Raw genomic sequence first — 12402 nt, 5'->3', positions numbered from 1 at the left:
GCCAGACGTCGCGCCCCCGTCGGGCGCGGCCGGCACCGTCACAATCCTGGCCCTATGGCCCGCGACAAGACCCTCTACACCTGCCGCGACTGCGGCGGCACCAGCCCGAAGTGGCTGGGCCAGTGCCCCCATTGCCGGGCCTGGAACACGCTCGACGAAGGCCCGGCCGAACCCGCCGCCGGCGCCGTCCGCAACCGCTTCCAGGGCCTGGCGCGCAGCCTGCCGGTGGCAACGCTGGCCGACATCGAGGCCGCCGAGGTTGCCCGCACCCCCACCGGTCAGGAAGAGCTCGACCGCGTGCTCGGCGGCGGCATCGTGGCCGGCGGCGTGGTGCTGATCGGCGGCGATCCGGGCATCGGCAAGAGCACGCTGCTGCTGCAGGCGGCCGAGGCGCTGTCGCGCCAGATGAAGGTGCTGTACGTGACCGGCGAGGAGTCCGGCGCCCAGGTCGCGCTGCGGGCCGGACGGCTCGGGCTGGAGGGCAGGCACCTGCGCGTGCTGGCCGAGATCGGGCTGGAGAAGATCCTCGCCACGCTGGCCGACGAGCAGCCCGACTTCTGCGTCATCGACTCGATCCAGACGCTCTATTCGGACCAGCTCACCTCGGCGCCCGGCTCGGTCGCCCAGGTGCGCGAATGTGCCGCCCACCTGACCCGCGCGGCCAAGGCCAGCGGCTGCACCACCGTGCTGGTCGGCCATGTGACCAAGGAAGGCGCGCTGGCCGGGCCGCGCGTGCTGGAGCACATCGTCGACACCGTCCTCTACTTCGAGGGCGACACGCACAGCAGCTTCCGGCTGGTGCGCGCGATCAAGAACCGCTTCGGTGCGGTCAACGAGATCGGCGTGTTCGCGATGACCGAACGTGGCCTGAAGGGCGTGGCCAATCCGAGCGCGATCTTCCTGTCGACCCACGGCGAGCCGGTGCCCGGCGCCTGCGTGCTGGTGACGCTCGAAGGCACCCGGCCGATGCTGGTCGAGGTGCAGGCGCTGGTCGACTCCGGCGGCCCGAGCCCGCGGCGCCTGAGCGTCGGCCTGGACCGTGACCGGCTGGCGATGCTGCTGGCCGTGCTGCACCGCCACGCGGGCGTGGCCTGCGCCGATCAGGACGTGTTCGTCAACGCCGTCGGCGGCGTGCGCATCAGCGAGCCTGCCGCCGACCTGGCCGTGCTGCTGGCGATCCAGAGTTCGCTGCGCGGCCGGGCGCTGCCGCGCGGCTTCATCGCCTTCGGCGAGGTCGGCCTGGCCGGCGAGGTGCGGCCGGCACCACGCGGTCAGGAACGTCTGAAGGAAGCCGCCAAGCTCGGCTTCTCGGTCGCGGTCGTGCCCAAGGCGAACGCGCCGAAGAAGCCGATCGAGGGCCTGACCGTCCACCCGGTCGAACGCATCGAACAGGCCATCGAGCTGGCGCGTTCGCTCACCTGAAACCCGCAACCCACTGCCTTGCCGCCATGAAGTTCCCCAAGTCCCGCATGCCCCTCAACGCCTTGCTGGCCGGTGCCGCCGTGATCGTCGGTCTCTGGTTCTACGGCTGGCAGGGCCTGGTCCTGGCGCTGACGCTGATCGTGTTCTGGGCCGTGCTGCAGTTCAACCGCGCCACCCGCGTGCTGCGCAACGCCGGCCAGCGGCCCAAGGGCCTCGTCGACAGCGTCGTGATGACGCAGGCGCGGCTGGAACCCGGCCTGTCGCGGCTGGAGGTGCTGCAGATCACCGGCAGCCTCGGCGAGGCCTTCAACGACCACGACGAGTGGCGCTGGCGCGATGGCGGCGGCAACGAGCTGGTGCTGACCTTCCGGCGCGACGTGCTGGTGCGCTGGGCCGTGGCGCGGGCCGAGGGACCGGACGGGGATCCGGCCAACGAGCCGCCGACCGCCTGATCGCGGGACTCAGGCCGGCGCGACCCAGCCCATGCGGGTGCAGATCGCGCGGGCGGTCTCGAACTCGTCGGTCAGTCGGACCAGCAGCTCGGCGCACTGCTCGGCATCGAAGGTCTCGCCGCCCTGCTCGATCTCCCGGGCCGTCGCGGCCAGCTCGCGCAGGCCGAGATTGGCCGCTGCGCCCTTGAGCTTGTGGCCGGCGGCCTTCAGGCGCGCCACATCGGCCAGCCGCAGCACCTCGAGCAGATCGGCCAGCGTGCCGGACTCGTCGGCCAGGAAACCGCCGAGCAGCGAGCCGTAGCCGCTGACCGACACGGCGACGCAGACCTCGCCGATCGCCTCCAGATCCAGCACCCGTCCGGCATCGCCCTTGCGGAAGCGGCGACGGGGGGCGGCCGGCGGCGTCGGTGCCACCGGCTCCGGGTTCGCTGCCTGGGCCGGGGCGATGGCCGGGATCGGCGCCCGGGCCGGCGGCTCGATGCGGCCGCGCGCGCCGTAGTGCCGCTTGAGCAGTTGCTCGATCTCCTCGACCTGGACCGGCTTGGCGAGGAAGTCGTCCATGCCGGCGTCGAACACGCGCTGGCGCGATTCGGTGAAGGCATCGGCCGTCAGCGCGACGATCCGCGTCCGGGCCGCCTCGCCGTCCAGCGCGCGGATCGCCCGGGTCGCGGCGATGCCGTCCATCACCGGCATGTGGACGTCCATCAGCACCAGGTCGTAACGGTGCGCCCGGACCCGTTCCAGCGCCTGCTGGCCGTCCTCGGCGAAGCTGACCTGGTGGCCCAGCTGGGCCAGCAGCGCGTGGATGAACTTGCGGTTGACGGGATGGTCGTCGGTCACCAGCACGTCCAGCGGCTGGCGGGCGAGCGGGTCATCGACGGACGGGTCTGCCGCAGCGGCCGAGACCGAATCGCGCCAACCCGAATCCGGCACGACCGCTTCGGCGTCATCGGTTGGCGCCTGCGCCAGCCGCATCGGCAGCACCAGCGTGAAGACGCTCCCGGCGCCAGGGCGGCTCTCGACCTGGATGTCGCCGTCCATCATCTGGGCCAGCGAACGCGAGATCTCCAGCCCCAGGCCGGTGCCGCCGTAGCGGCGGTTGATGGTCTCGTCGCCCTGGCTGAAGCGCTGGAACAGGCGCGACAGCGTCTGCGCGTCCATGCCGATGCCGGTGTCGCTGACACGCAGCCGCAGCAGCGGTTCGGGCCGGCCCTGGCGCGCGTCGGCAGCCAGGCAATCGACCACCAGGCTGACCTCGCCACGTTCGGTGAACTTCAGCGCATTGCCGACCAGGTTGAACAGGATCTGCTTGAGCCGCTTGGCGTCGGTGTCGACCCAGCCCGGCACGTCGGCGGCGAGCGTCACATGCCAGCCCAGACCCTTGGCCTGGGCCTGCGGGCTCATCACCGACCGCACGTCGCCGAGCACGCGCTGCAGCGAGGTCGGGGCGGTCGAGATCTCGAGCCGGCCGGACTCCAGCTTGGAGATGTCCAGCACGTCGTTGAGGATGCCCAGAAGATGCTCGCCGGACTCGCGCGCGGTCTGCAGGTAGTCGGCCTGCGTGCTGTCCAGCGACGAGCGCTGCAGCAGCGACAGCATGCCCAGCAGGCCGTTGAACGGCGTGCGCAGTTCGTGGCTCATGTTGGCCAGGAAGGCGCTCTTGGCGCGGCTGGCCTGCTCGGCTTCCAGCCGGGCTTCCTGCAGGTTGACCGCCAAGGCCTCCAGGTGGACACGGCGCTGCTGCAGCGCACGCACCTGGCGCACCACGACGAAGGCGAACAGCAGCGTCAGCAGCGACTGGAACACCGTCAGGCCGATGGCGATGCGGTTCTGCTGGCGCACCGCGTCGTTGCGCGCGGCGACCTGCTCGGCAATGCCGCGGTTGGCCTGCAGCGAGAGTTCGTGGATCGGCCCGCCCAACGGGGCCAGACGCGCTTCCAGGGCGTGCCAGAAGGCGGCGTCGAGCGGCGGCGGCGGGGCATCCGGGCCGATCAGGCGATCGGCCTCCTCGACGAAAGCGTGGACCTGCTGCAGCACCTGCGCCTGCAGCGGCAGCCGCAACAGCATCAGCTCGGTCCGCTCCGGCTCGATCAGGCTGGTGCGGCTGACGAACAGCTCGAAGCGGGTCTGCAGGGCCTCGACCTTGGCCGGTGACGGATCGAAGGCCAGCTCGCGCGTCTGGGCGCGCAGCTTCTCGAACTCGGACTCGACCTGGTAGAAGCTCCACACCAGGTTGTCGCCCTGGTATTGGACCGTGCCATTGAGCAGCGCCAGCGACTGCGACTGCACCCAGGCCACGCCGGCGAAGACCGCCAGCAGCACGCCGGCGAGCAGCGTCGGCCAGCGCCCCAGGCCGTCGCTGCGCAGTCGACCGGTGGCCGGTTCGGCCAGCGCGACGGCGTCGGCGGGACGGTCGGGGATGTCGGGCGGCGGGGCGAACGGGCGACCGGATCGATCGGACGGCATCGTCAAGGCAGATCCCTGCTTGGCCAGGCCTTATTCGATCTCGAGCGTCTTGAGCTGCCAGGCCGAGCGGTTGTAGTAACGCTCCGAGCGCAGGTCCTCGTCGGTGTCGTAGGGATAGACGATGAACAGCGGACCCTTGTCGCGCACCGGCATCGGCTTGTCGTCCATCAGGCGGGCCAGCACGACCGGGAACTTGGTGCCGTCCTCGACCGGCAGCTCGGCCTTGTAGTCGTTCAGCGCGACGGCCTTGATCACCTTGCCCTGCACGCCGGCGGCGGCCAGCACGTCACGCAGCAGCGGACCGGTGAACTTGCGCGGCTCCTTGTACCAGGGCGTCATGGTCGTGAAGGAGTGCTGCGGCAGTGCCGCGAGCATGTCCATCGTGAACTCGAACTTGCCGGGTGCGTTGGTCTTGGAGATCTTGCCGCTGACGGTCAGGACGACCTTGGGCTTGTCCTGGGCATGGACCGCAGGGGCGGTGGCGAGCACGGTGGTGCAGGCGGCCAGGCAGGCGAGCAGATGGCGACGGGAGAAGAGCATGTTTCACACCTCGTACAGGATGGCAACGGAACAGGCCATCGGTTGCAACCGACGCCGGACAGGCTGCGCGCCGCTGTCGGCGCGCCGTTTGCCAGTTTCGGCAGTCGGTGCATTTTCTTGAGGTGCGTGCCAGATGACCACGCTTCCACCGGTCACCGGACCGCCGGGTCCGGCAACTGGTCACGCCGGCATCACCCGAAGTGGCAAATATAGTGATACGGCGCGCCTTCGACGACGATGTCAAAGGACGAATTGCCGGGCACATCGAACGATTGGCCCGGGCCGTAGGTCTGCCACTGGTCGGAGCCGGCCAGCTTGATGCGGCAGGCGCCGGCGACGGTTTCCATCACCTCCGGTGCGCCGGTGTTGAAGGTCAGCGACGACGGCAGGATGACGCCGACGCTCTTCTTCGTGCCGTCGGCCAGCGTGACGCCGTGCGAGACGCACTTGCCGTCGAAGTAGACGTTGGCCTGGGTGCCGACGCTGGCGACGGCGAGTTGCAGGTTGCTCATGGACGTTGTTCCTTGCGGTTCCGGATCAGGCTGCGGCCTTCTTGGCCGGTGCCTTGCGCTTGGCGGCCGGGGCCTTGGCAGCCGGCTGGGCGGCTGCCTTGACCGCCTTGCCGGCGACCTTGGCGGCGGTCTTGCGCGCCGCCTTCGCGTTGGCCGCGATGCGCATGCGCAGCGCGTTCAGCTTGATGAAGCCGGCCGCGTCGGCCTGGTTGTAGGCGCCGCCGTCGTCGTCGAAGGTCGAGATCTTCATGTCGAACAGGCTGTCGGTCGCCGACTCGCGGCCGACGCACATGATCGTGCCCTTGTAGAGCTTGAGCTTGACGTTGCCGTTGACGGTCTGCTGCGACGCGTCGATCAGCACCTGCAGCAGCTCGCGCTCGGGCGCGAACCAGTAGCCGTTGTAGACCATGCGCGCGTAACGCGGCATCAGGTCGTCCTTCAGCGCCAGCACTTCGCGGTCCAGCGTGATCGACTCGATCGCGCGGTGGCCGGCCAGCATGATGGTGCCGCCAGGGGTCTCGTAGCAGCCGCGGCTCTTCATGCCGACGTAGCGGTTCTCGACCTTGTCGAGACGGCCGATGCCGTGCTTGCCGCCGATCTTGTTGAGCGTCTCCAGCACGGTGGCCGGGCTCATCGCGACGCCGTCGATCGCGACGATGTCGCCCTTGACGTAGCTCAGCTCGACGACCTGCGGCTTGGCCGGCGCCTTCTCGGGGCTGACCGTCAGGCGCCACATGTTCTCTTCGGGCGCGAAGTTCGGATCCTCGAGGATGCCGCCCTCGTAGCTGATGTGCAGCAGGTTGGCGTCCATCGAATACGGCGCGCCGCCCTTGCGCTTCTTGAAGTCGACGGGGATCTTGTGCTTGTCGGCGTAGGCCAGCAGCTTCTCGCGCGACAGCAGGTCCCACTCGCGCCACGGGGCGATGACCTTGACGTTGGGCATCAGCGCGTAGGCGCCGAGCTCAAAGCGGACCTGGTCGTTGCCCTTGCCGGTGGCGCCGTGGCTGATGGCGTCGGCCTTGGTCTTGCGGGCGATCTCGATCAGGCGCTTGGCGATCAGCGGACGTGCGATCGAGGTGCCCAGCAGGTACTCGCCCTCGTACAGCGCGTTGGCGCGGAACATCGGGAAGACGAAGTCACGGACGAACTCCTCGCGCAGGTCGTCGATGAAGATGTTCTCGGGCTTGATGCCCATCTTCAGCGCCTTGGCGCGTGCCGGTTCGACCTCCTCGCCCTGGCCGATGTCGGCGGTGAAGGTCACCACCTCGCATTGGTACTGGTCTTGGAGCCACTTCAGGATGACCGAGGTGTCGAGACCACCGGAGTAGGCGAGGACAACGCGCTTGATGTCTTTGGACATGGTGTGGTGAGGAGTCGTTGAAAGAGCAAACCGCCATTTTATTGGCAGGAACGCGCGGCACCCGTCGGTCAGCGGCCAGCCCGCCTGGAGCGCCGGAGGGGCCCTCCTACAATCCCGCAGTTGTTCGAAACCCCTGCGGCCATCGATGCCGCGCCAGACGGAGAGATCGCCTTGACCAGCCCGACCCCCACCACCGACCCGTCCGTGATCGAGCGTGAGCTGGCCGACATCTTCGTCTCGGCCCTGAACCTCGAGGTGGCCGCCGCCGACATCGACCCGACCGCGCCGCTCTATGGCGACGGCCTCGGGCTCGACTCGATCGACATCCTGGAAGTGGCTCTGGCGGTCTCGCAGCGTTACGGCTTCCAGCTGCGGTCGGATGACGAGAACAACCAGCGCATCTTCCAGTCGCTGCGCAGCCTGGCCGAACACGTGGCCCGGCACCGCACCCAGTAAGACGATCCGTCGCGAGCCCCGCCGATGTCGCGCTGGCGAGTCGCCGCGATCGCCACCGCCCTGGCCGGCTATGCGCTGCTGTCGCATGGCCTGATGGCCTGGTGGCCCGAACAGCCGTGGTCGATCGCGGTGCTGTTCGGCCCGTTGCTGGGCGGCCTGGCGCTGGCCGGCGTGGTCCGGCGGCATGTGCCGTCGCTGCTGGGCGCGGCAGGCCTGGGCCTGGTGCTGTGGCTGGTGCAACAGCATGACGGCGGCAGCCGCGTCGAGACGCTCTACGTGCTGCAGCACGCCGCGATGCACGCGGTCATGGCCTACGGTTTCGGCATCACGCTGCGCGAGGGCTCGACGCCGCTGATCACGCAGATGGCCGCGCGGCTGCAGCGCCATCTGCCCGAGGCGCAGCGCATCTACACACGCCGGCTGACCGGCATCTGGTGCGCGTATTTCATCGGGATGATCGGCGTGTCGCTGCTGATCTACCGCCTCGCGCCCTGGGCCTGGTGGAGCTTCTACTGCAACGTGCTGACGCCGCTGGCGGCCCTCGCGCTGTTCGTCGGCGAGTACCTGCTGCGCTACCGCCTGCACCCCGAGTTCGAGCGCGTGACGCTGGCCAGCGCCTGGCAGGCCTGGCGCGCGGTGGACGCGCGGCAGTGACGACCCTGACCCCGCGCCTGCGTGCAACCGTGATCGGCCTGTGGCTGGTCGCCCTGGCGCTGTGCGCGCTGGTGATCGCCCGCACGCCCTTCGTCGCCGACCTGTCGGCCTTCCTGCCGGCCAGCGCCGACGCCCGCCAGCAGGTGCTGATCGACCAGGTGCGCAGCGGTGCGCCGGCCCGCACGCTGATGCTGGGCATCACCGGTGGCGACGCGGCGCAGCGGGCCGCCGCCTCGAAGACGCTGGCCGCCGCGCTGCGCGCCAGCGGGCTGTTCGAGCAGGTCAGCAACGGCGAGAACGACGCCTGGGCCGAGGTCGGCCGCTGGGTCTTCGAGCGCCGCTACGTGCTGAGCCCGGCGATCACGCCCGAGCGCTTCCAGCCCGAGGGCCTGCGCGAGGCGATCGACGAGACGCTGTCGCTGCTGGGCACGCCGGCCGGCACGCTGATCAAGCCGATCCTGGAGAGCGACCCGACCGGCGAGACCCGCCGCATCGCCGAGGCCCTGATCCCGGCCGGGTCACCGCGCACGCAGGACGGTGTCTGGGTCGGCCGCCAGGAACCCCGCGCCGTGCTGATGGCCAGCACCCGCGCGCCCGGTGCCGACCTGGACGCGATGCAGCGCGCGATCGACCGCATCCGCACCGAGTTCGCCCCACTGGCCGCGCAAGGCCTCGCGCTGCAGTTGACCGGCGCACCGGTGTTCGCGGTCGACAGCCGCGCCGGCATCGAGCGCGAGGTCCACCTGCTGGCCGCCGCCGGCACGGTGCTGATGAGCGCGCTGCTGCTGGTCGCCTTCGCGTCGCTGGCCGCGCTGGGCACGGCGCTGCTGCCGGTGGCGACCGGCGTGGCGGCCGGCATCGCCGCCGTCGGTCTGGTGTTCGGCAACGTGCACGGCGTGACGCTGGGCTTCGGCTCGACCCTGATCGGCGAGGCGGTCGACTACGCCATCTACTACCTGATCCAGGCCCGTGGCCACGGCGGCCGCGGCGACGGCTGGCGCCACTGGCTGCGCGAGAACTGGCCGACCGTGCGGCTGGGCCTGCTGACCTCCGTCTGCGGCTTCGCGGCGCTGCTGTTCTCGGGCTTCCCGGGGCTGCAGCAGCTCGGCGTGTTCTCGATCGCCGGCCTGCTCGGCGCCGTCGCCACGACCCGCTGGCTGATGCCGGTGCTGATGCCCGACGGCGCCCGCGGCATGGGCCTGCGCCGCCAGCTCGGCCAGGCCTCGCGCCGGCTGTTCGGCTGGCTGCCGCGCACCCGTCCGGTCTGGCTGGCGCTGGGCCTGCTGGCCGCCGGCGCGATGCTGGCGCGCGGGGCGATCTGGGGCACCGAGCTGTCGTCGCTGAGCCCCGTCGACCCGGCCCAGCTGGCGCTCGATGCCAGCCTGCGCGCGGACCTCGGTGCCGACGACGGCGGCGCGCTGGTCGCCGTGCAAGGCGCCGATGCGCAGCAGGTGCTGCAACGCGCCGAGGCGGTCGGCGCGCGGCTCGACAGCCTGGTCGACCAGGGCGTGCTGGCCGGCTACAGCAGCGTCGCGCGCTTCCTGCCCAGCCTGCAGACGCAGCAGCAGCGCCGCGCCGCCCTGCCCGCCCCGGAAGCGCTGCAACAGGCGCTGGCCGAGGCGACCGCCGGTGGCCCCTTGCCGGCGCGTCGACTGCAGGCCTTCGTCGACGCGGTCGAACAGGCCCGCCAGGCCCGCGACGACCGGCCCGAGGACGGCCGCGCCAGCGCGCTGGCACCGCTGGTCAACGCCCTGCTGCTCGAAGGCCCGGACGGCCGCTGGACCGCGCTGCTGCCGCTGACGCCGGCCGCCCGCGGCCAGGGCCTGGACGCCCCCGCCGTCAGCGCCGCGCTGGCCGGCCTGGACGGCGTCGAGCTGCTCGACATCGGCACCGAGCTGCGCCGCATGTACCAGCGTTACCTCGGCGAGGCGCAGGCGCAGGCCGGCCTTGGCGCGCTGCTGGTGATCGGGCTGATCGCCCTGTCGCTGCGCTCGCCGCGCCGCATCGTCGCGGTCTGCCAGCCGCTGCTGCTGGCCGTGCTGCTGACGATGGGCGGTTGCGCCGCGCTCGGCGTGCCGCTGGGCATCCTGCACCTGATCGGGCTGCTGCTGGTGGTCGCGGTCGGCTCGAACTACGCGCTGTTCTTCGACCTGCTGCGCGAGCAGCCGCAGCCTGACGACGACACGCTGGCCTCGCTGGCGCTGGCCAACCTGACGCTGGTGCTGTCGTTCGCGCTGCTGGCGTTCTCGGCCATCCCGGCGCTGTCGGCGATGGGCCGCGTGGTCGCGCCCGGCGCGCTGCTGGCGCTGCTGCTGTCGGCGGCGTTCGCGCCAAGGCGGCCGGCATGAACCGCCCGCAGCGTCCGATGCGCCCGCTGCACCCGATCACGCCCATCCCGGTGCGCGCCTGGACCGTCACCAGCGCCGCCGGCCACGGCCGCGACGCGCTGAGCGCCGCGCTGGCCGGCAACACGACGGCGCTGCAGCGGCTCGACGCCACGCGCTGGCCGGCCTGGGCGCTCGACACCTGGGTCGGCGCGGTCGACGGGCTCGATGACGAACCCGACAGCACGTTTCCCGGCGACCGCATCGAGCGCACCTCGCGCGCCCTGCAACTGGCCTGGCTCGGCCTGCAGGGCGACGGCTTCCTCGACGCCACGCGCGACGCCGTGCAGCGCTGGGGCGCCGACCGGGTCGGCCTGCTGCTGGGCAGTTCGGCGTCGACCATCGGCGTCAGCGAACAGGCCTTTCGCGACTGGCCGGCCGGTGCGCCGGTGCCGGCCGCCTTGCGTCACCCGAGCCTGAACACGCCGCACGCGATCACCGGCTTCGTGCAACGCGCGCTCGGCCTGGCCGGGCCGGCGCTGACGGTGTCGACCGCCTGCTCGTCCAGCGCCAAGGTCTTTGCCAGCGCCGAACGCTGGCTGCGGCTGGGCTGGGTCGACGCGGTGGTCGTCGGCGGCGTCGACGCGCTGTGCGCCAGCGTGCTGTTCGGTTTCCGCGCGCTCGGGCTGGTGTCGACGTCCCCGTGTCGCCCCTTCGACGCGGCGCGCGATGGCATCAGCATCGGCGAGGCCGCCGGCTATGCGCTGCTCGAACGCTGGGAACCCGGCGAGGACCCGGCCACGCCCTGCCTGATCGGCCACGGCGAGTCGAACGACGCCCACCACATGTCCAGCCCGCACCCGCAGGGCCTGGGTGCGGAACTCGCGCTGGACGACGCGCTGGCGCGTGCCGCCCTGCCCGCCGGCGCGGTCGACCTGGTGCTGCTGCACGGCACCGCCAGCGCCCGCAACGACGAGGTCGAGGCCGCGCTGGTCGCGCGCCGCTACCGCGCCGACGTCCATGCCAGCGCCAGCAAGGGCCTGACCGGCCACACGATGGGCGCGGCGGGCATCGTGCAGGCGGTGGCGGGACTGCAGGCGCTGTCCGGTGCCGGCCGGCCCGGCAGCATCGGCACGCAGGCGGTCGACCCGGCCTTGCCGGCGCCGTTCGCGCAGCAGCTGCGGCTGCAGGCCGAACCCGCTGGGGCCGGACCGGTCAGCCCGGTGAGCCCGGTGAACCACGTGGCGAGCCACGCCTTCGGCTTCGGCGGCAACAACTGCGTGCTGCTGTTCGGCCGCGCCGGAGGGGCCCGATGAACGAGACGACGCACGCCCGCCCGTTCTACGTCGACGGCATCGCCTTATGGACCGCCACCTGGCCGGACTGGGCCAGCGCCGCCGCCGCGTTGCGCGGCGAGACGTCCGCCACGACCGCCGACCCGACCGCGCCGGCCGCGCCTGCCGGTACCCATCAACGCCAACGCCCGGCCGCCACGATGCTGGCCGCCAACGAACGCCGTCGTGCGCCCGACTCGGTGCTGCTGGCGCTGGAAGTGGCGCAGGCCGCCGTCGCCGCCGCCGGGCTGACCGACGCACCGCCGGCCAGCGTCTTCACGTCGACACACGGCGACCTGGCAATCGTCGACGCGCTGTGCACCACGCTGGCGGCCGACCCGCTGCTGCTGTCGCCGACCCGTTTCCACCATTCGGTCCACAACGCCGCCTCGGGCTACTGGGCGATCGCCAGCGGCGGCACGCGCGGCAGCAGCGCACTGGCGCAGCAGCACGTCGGCTTCGCCGCCGGCCTGTTCGAGGCCGCCGCGCTGTGCCTGGCCGATGACGAGCCGGTGCTGCTGGTGGCGCTGGACACGGCGGCCAGCGGCCGGCTGGCGGAGGTCCACGCCGACCACGGCCTGCTGGCCTTCGCGCTGGTGCTGAGCCCGCAGCGCACGGCGCGGTCGAGCGTCGCGATCCGGCTGGCGCCCGGCCCGGTCGGCCTGGCGCCCGAGCTGCGCAGCGCGGCGGCGCGGTCGCTGGCCGGTCATGCGATGGCCGACGCGCTGCCGCTGGCCGAGGCGCTGGCCGTGCTGACCGCAGCGCCCGATCCGAACGGACCGCCATCAAGCGATCCGAGCGATCTGGCGCTCGACCTGCCGCTGGACCGCCATCCGGGCGGCACGGGCCTGGCGCTGCAACTCGATCGGTTGCGCTGACGTC

11 protein-coding genes are annotated in these 12402 nt (G+C 71.7%); 7 read left to right on the top strand and 4 right to left on the bottom strand.

Annotated features, from left to right (window positions below; all coding sequences use genetic code 11):
• The first annotated feature begins 54 nt into the window (after nt 1-54).
• On the top strand, nt 55-1422 hold the full coding sequence (gene radA, locus ACWA7K_RS00640; protein WP_456164641.1) for a DNA repair protein RadA: 1368 nt from the start codon (nt 55-57) through the stop codon (nt 1420-1422).
• Between the two features lie 47 nt (nt 1423-1469).
• Nucleotides 1470-1874, top strand: a complete 405-nt coding sequence (locus tag ACWA7K_RS00635; protein WP_456210287.1) for a hypothetical protein — start codon at nt 1470-1472, stop codon at nt 1872-1874.
• A gap of 9 nt (nt 1875-1883) precedes the next feature.
• Here ACWA7K_RS00635 and ACWA7K_RS00630 read toward each other — a convergent pair whose 3' ends face one another.
• The 4 genes from ACWA7K_RS00630 to ACWA7K_RS00615 form a co-directional block, all read right to left on the bottom strand.
• Entirely contained in the window at nt 1884-4340 is a 2457-nt protein-coding gene (locus ACWA7K_RS00630; RefSeq protein ID WP_456168634.1) for a response regulator, read from the bottom strand.
• Between the two features lie 30 nt (nt 4341-4370).
• A complete protein-coding gene (locus ACWA7K_RS00625; RefSeq protein WP_456164637.1) occupies nt 4371-4880 on the bottom strand; it encodes a molybdopterin-dependent oxidoreductase in 510 nt (169 codons plus the stop codon).
• A gap of 191 nt (nt 4881-5071) precedes the next feature.
• Nucleotides 5072-5392: a pyrimidine/purine nucleoside phosphorylase gene (gene ppnP, locus ACWA7K_RS00620; protein ID WP_456164635.1), complete on the bottom strand. Its 321-nt coding sequence runs from the start codon at nt 5390-5392 to the stop codon at nt 5072-5074.
• 25 nt (nt 5393-5417) lie between these two features.
• The gene (locus ACWA7K_RS00615) at nt 5418-6752 is read right to left on the bottom strand and encodes an argininosuccinate synthase (protein ID WP_456164633.1); all 1335 of its coding nucleotides are present in this window, start codon (nt 6750-6752) and stop codon (nt 5418-5420) included.
• A 171-nt stretch (nt 6753-6923) separates the two neighbouring features.
• On the opposite strand from ACWA7K_RS00615, the gene ACWA7K_RS00610 reads away from it, so the two are divergent.
• The 5 genes from ACWA7K_RS00610 to ACWA7K_RS00590 are packed head-to-tail and all read left to right on the top strand — an operon-like array spanning nt 6924 to nt 12398.
• The gene (locus tag ACWA7K_RS00610; protein ID WP_305751430.1) at nt 6924-7208 is read left to right on the top strand and encodes a phosphopantetheine-binding protein; all 285 of its coding nucleotides are present in this window, start codon (nt 6924-6926) and stop codon (nt 7206-7208) included.
• 24 nt (nt 7209-7232) lie between these two features.
• Nucleotides 7233-7862 (top strand): hypothetical protein, encoded by a 630-nt coding sequence (locus ACWA7K_RS00605; protein WP_456164631.1) that lies wholly within the window; start codon nt 7233-7235, stop codon nt 7860-7862.
• Complete coding sequence (locus tag ACWA7K_RS00600; protein ID WP_456164629.1) at nt 7859-10210, top strand: MMPL family transporter; 2352 nt, start codon at nt 7859-7861, stop codon at nt 10208-10210. The genes ACWA7K_RS00605 and ACWA7K_RS00600 overlap by 4 nt, the downstream gene beginning before the upstream one ends.
• Complete coding sequence (locus ACWA7K_RS00595) at nt 10207-11502, top strand: beta-ketoacyl synthase N-terminal-like domain-containing protein (RefSeq protein WP_456164627.1); 1296 nt, start codon at nt 10207-10209, stop codon at nt 11500-11502. Before ACWA7K_RS00600 ends, ACWA7K_RS00595 begins: the two co-directional genes overlap by 4 nt.
• Nucleotides 11499-12398, top strand: coding sequence for a beta-ketoacyl synthase chain length factor (locus ACWA7K_RS00590; protein ID WP_456164625.1), 900 nt, complete (start codon nt 11499-11501; stop codon nt 12396-12398). Before ACWA7K_RS00595 ends, ACWA7K_RS00590 begins: the two co-directional genes overlap by 4 nt.
• Nucleotides 12399-12402 lie beyond the last annotated feature (4 nt).

The organism is Leptothrix mechoopdaensis (SeqCode), from assembly GCF_053893855.1.
This window is presented reverse-complemented; position numbering and strand designations above follow the sequence as displayed.

Coding starts and splice junctions, on each gene's coding strand:
- ACWA7K_RS00595 (WP_456164627.1), top strand. CDS start 10,207: ATGAACCGCCCGCAGCGTCCGATGCGCCCGCTGCACCCGATCACGCCC.
- ACWA7K_RS00635 (WP_456210287.1), top strand. CDS start 1,470: ATGCCCCTCAACGCCTTGCTGGCCGGTGCCGCCGTGATCGTCGGTCTC.
- ACWA7K_RS00625 (WP_456164637.1), bottom strand. CDS start 4,880: ATGCTCTTCTCCCGTCGCCATCTGCTCGCCTGCCTGGCCGCCTGCACC.
- ACWA7K_RS00615 (WP_456164633.1), bottom strand. CDS start 6,752: ATGTCCAAAGACATCAAGCGCGTTGTCCTCGCCTACTCCGGTGGTCTC.
- ppnP (WP_456164635.1), bottom strand. CDS start 5,392: ATGAGCAACCTGCAACTCGCCGTCGCCAGCGTCGGCACCCAGGCCAAC.
- ACWA7K_RS00590 (WP_456164625.1), top strand. CDS start 11,499: ATGAACGAGACGACGCACGCCCGCCCGTTCTACGTCGACGGCATCGCC.
- radA (WP_456164641.1), top strand. CDS start 55: ATGGCCCGCGACAAGACCCTCTACACCTGCCGCGACTGCGGCGGCACC.
- ACWA7K_RS00630 (WP_456168634.1), bottom strand. CDS start 4,340: ATGCCGTCCGATCGATCCGGTCGCCCGTTCGCCCCGCCGCCCGACATC.
- ACWA7K_RS00605 (WP_456164631.1), top strand. CDS start 7,233: ATGTCGCGCTGGCGAGTCGCCGCGATCGCCACCGCCCTGGCCGGCTAT.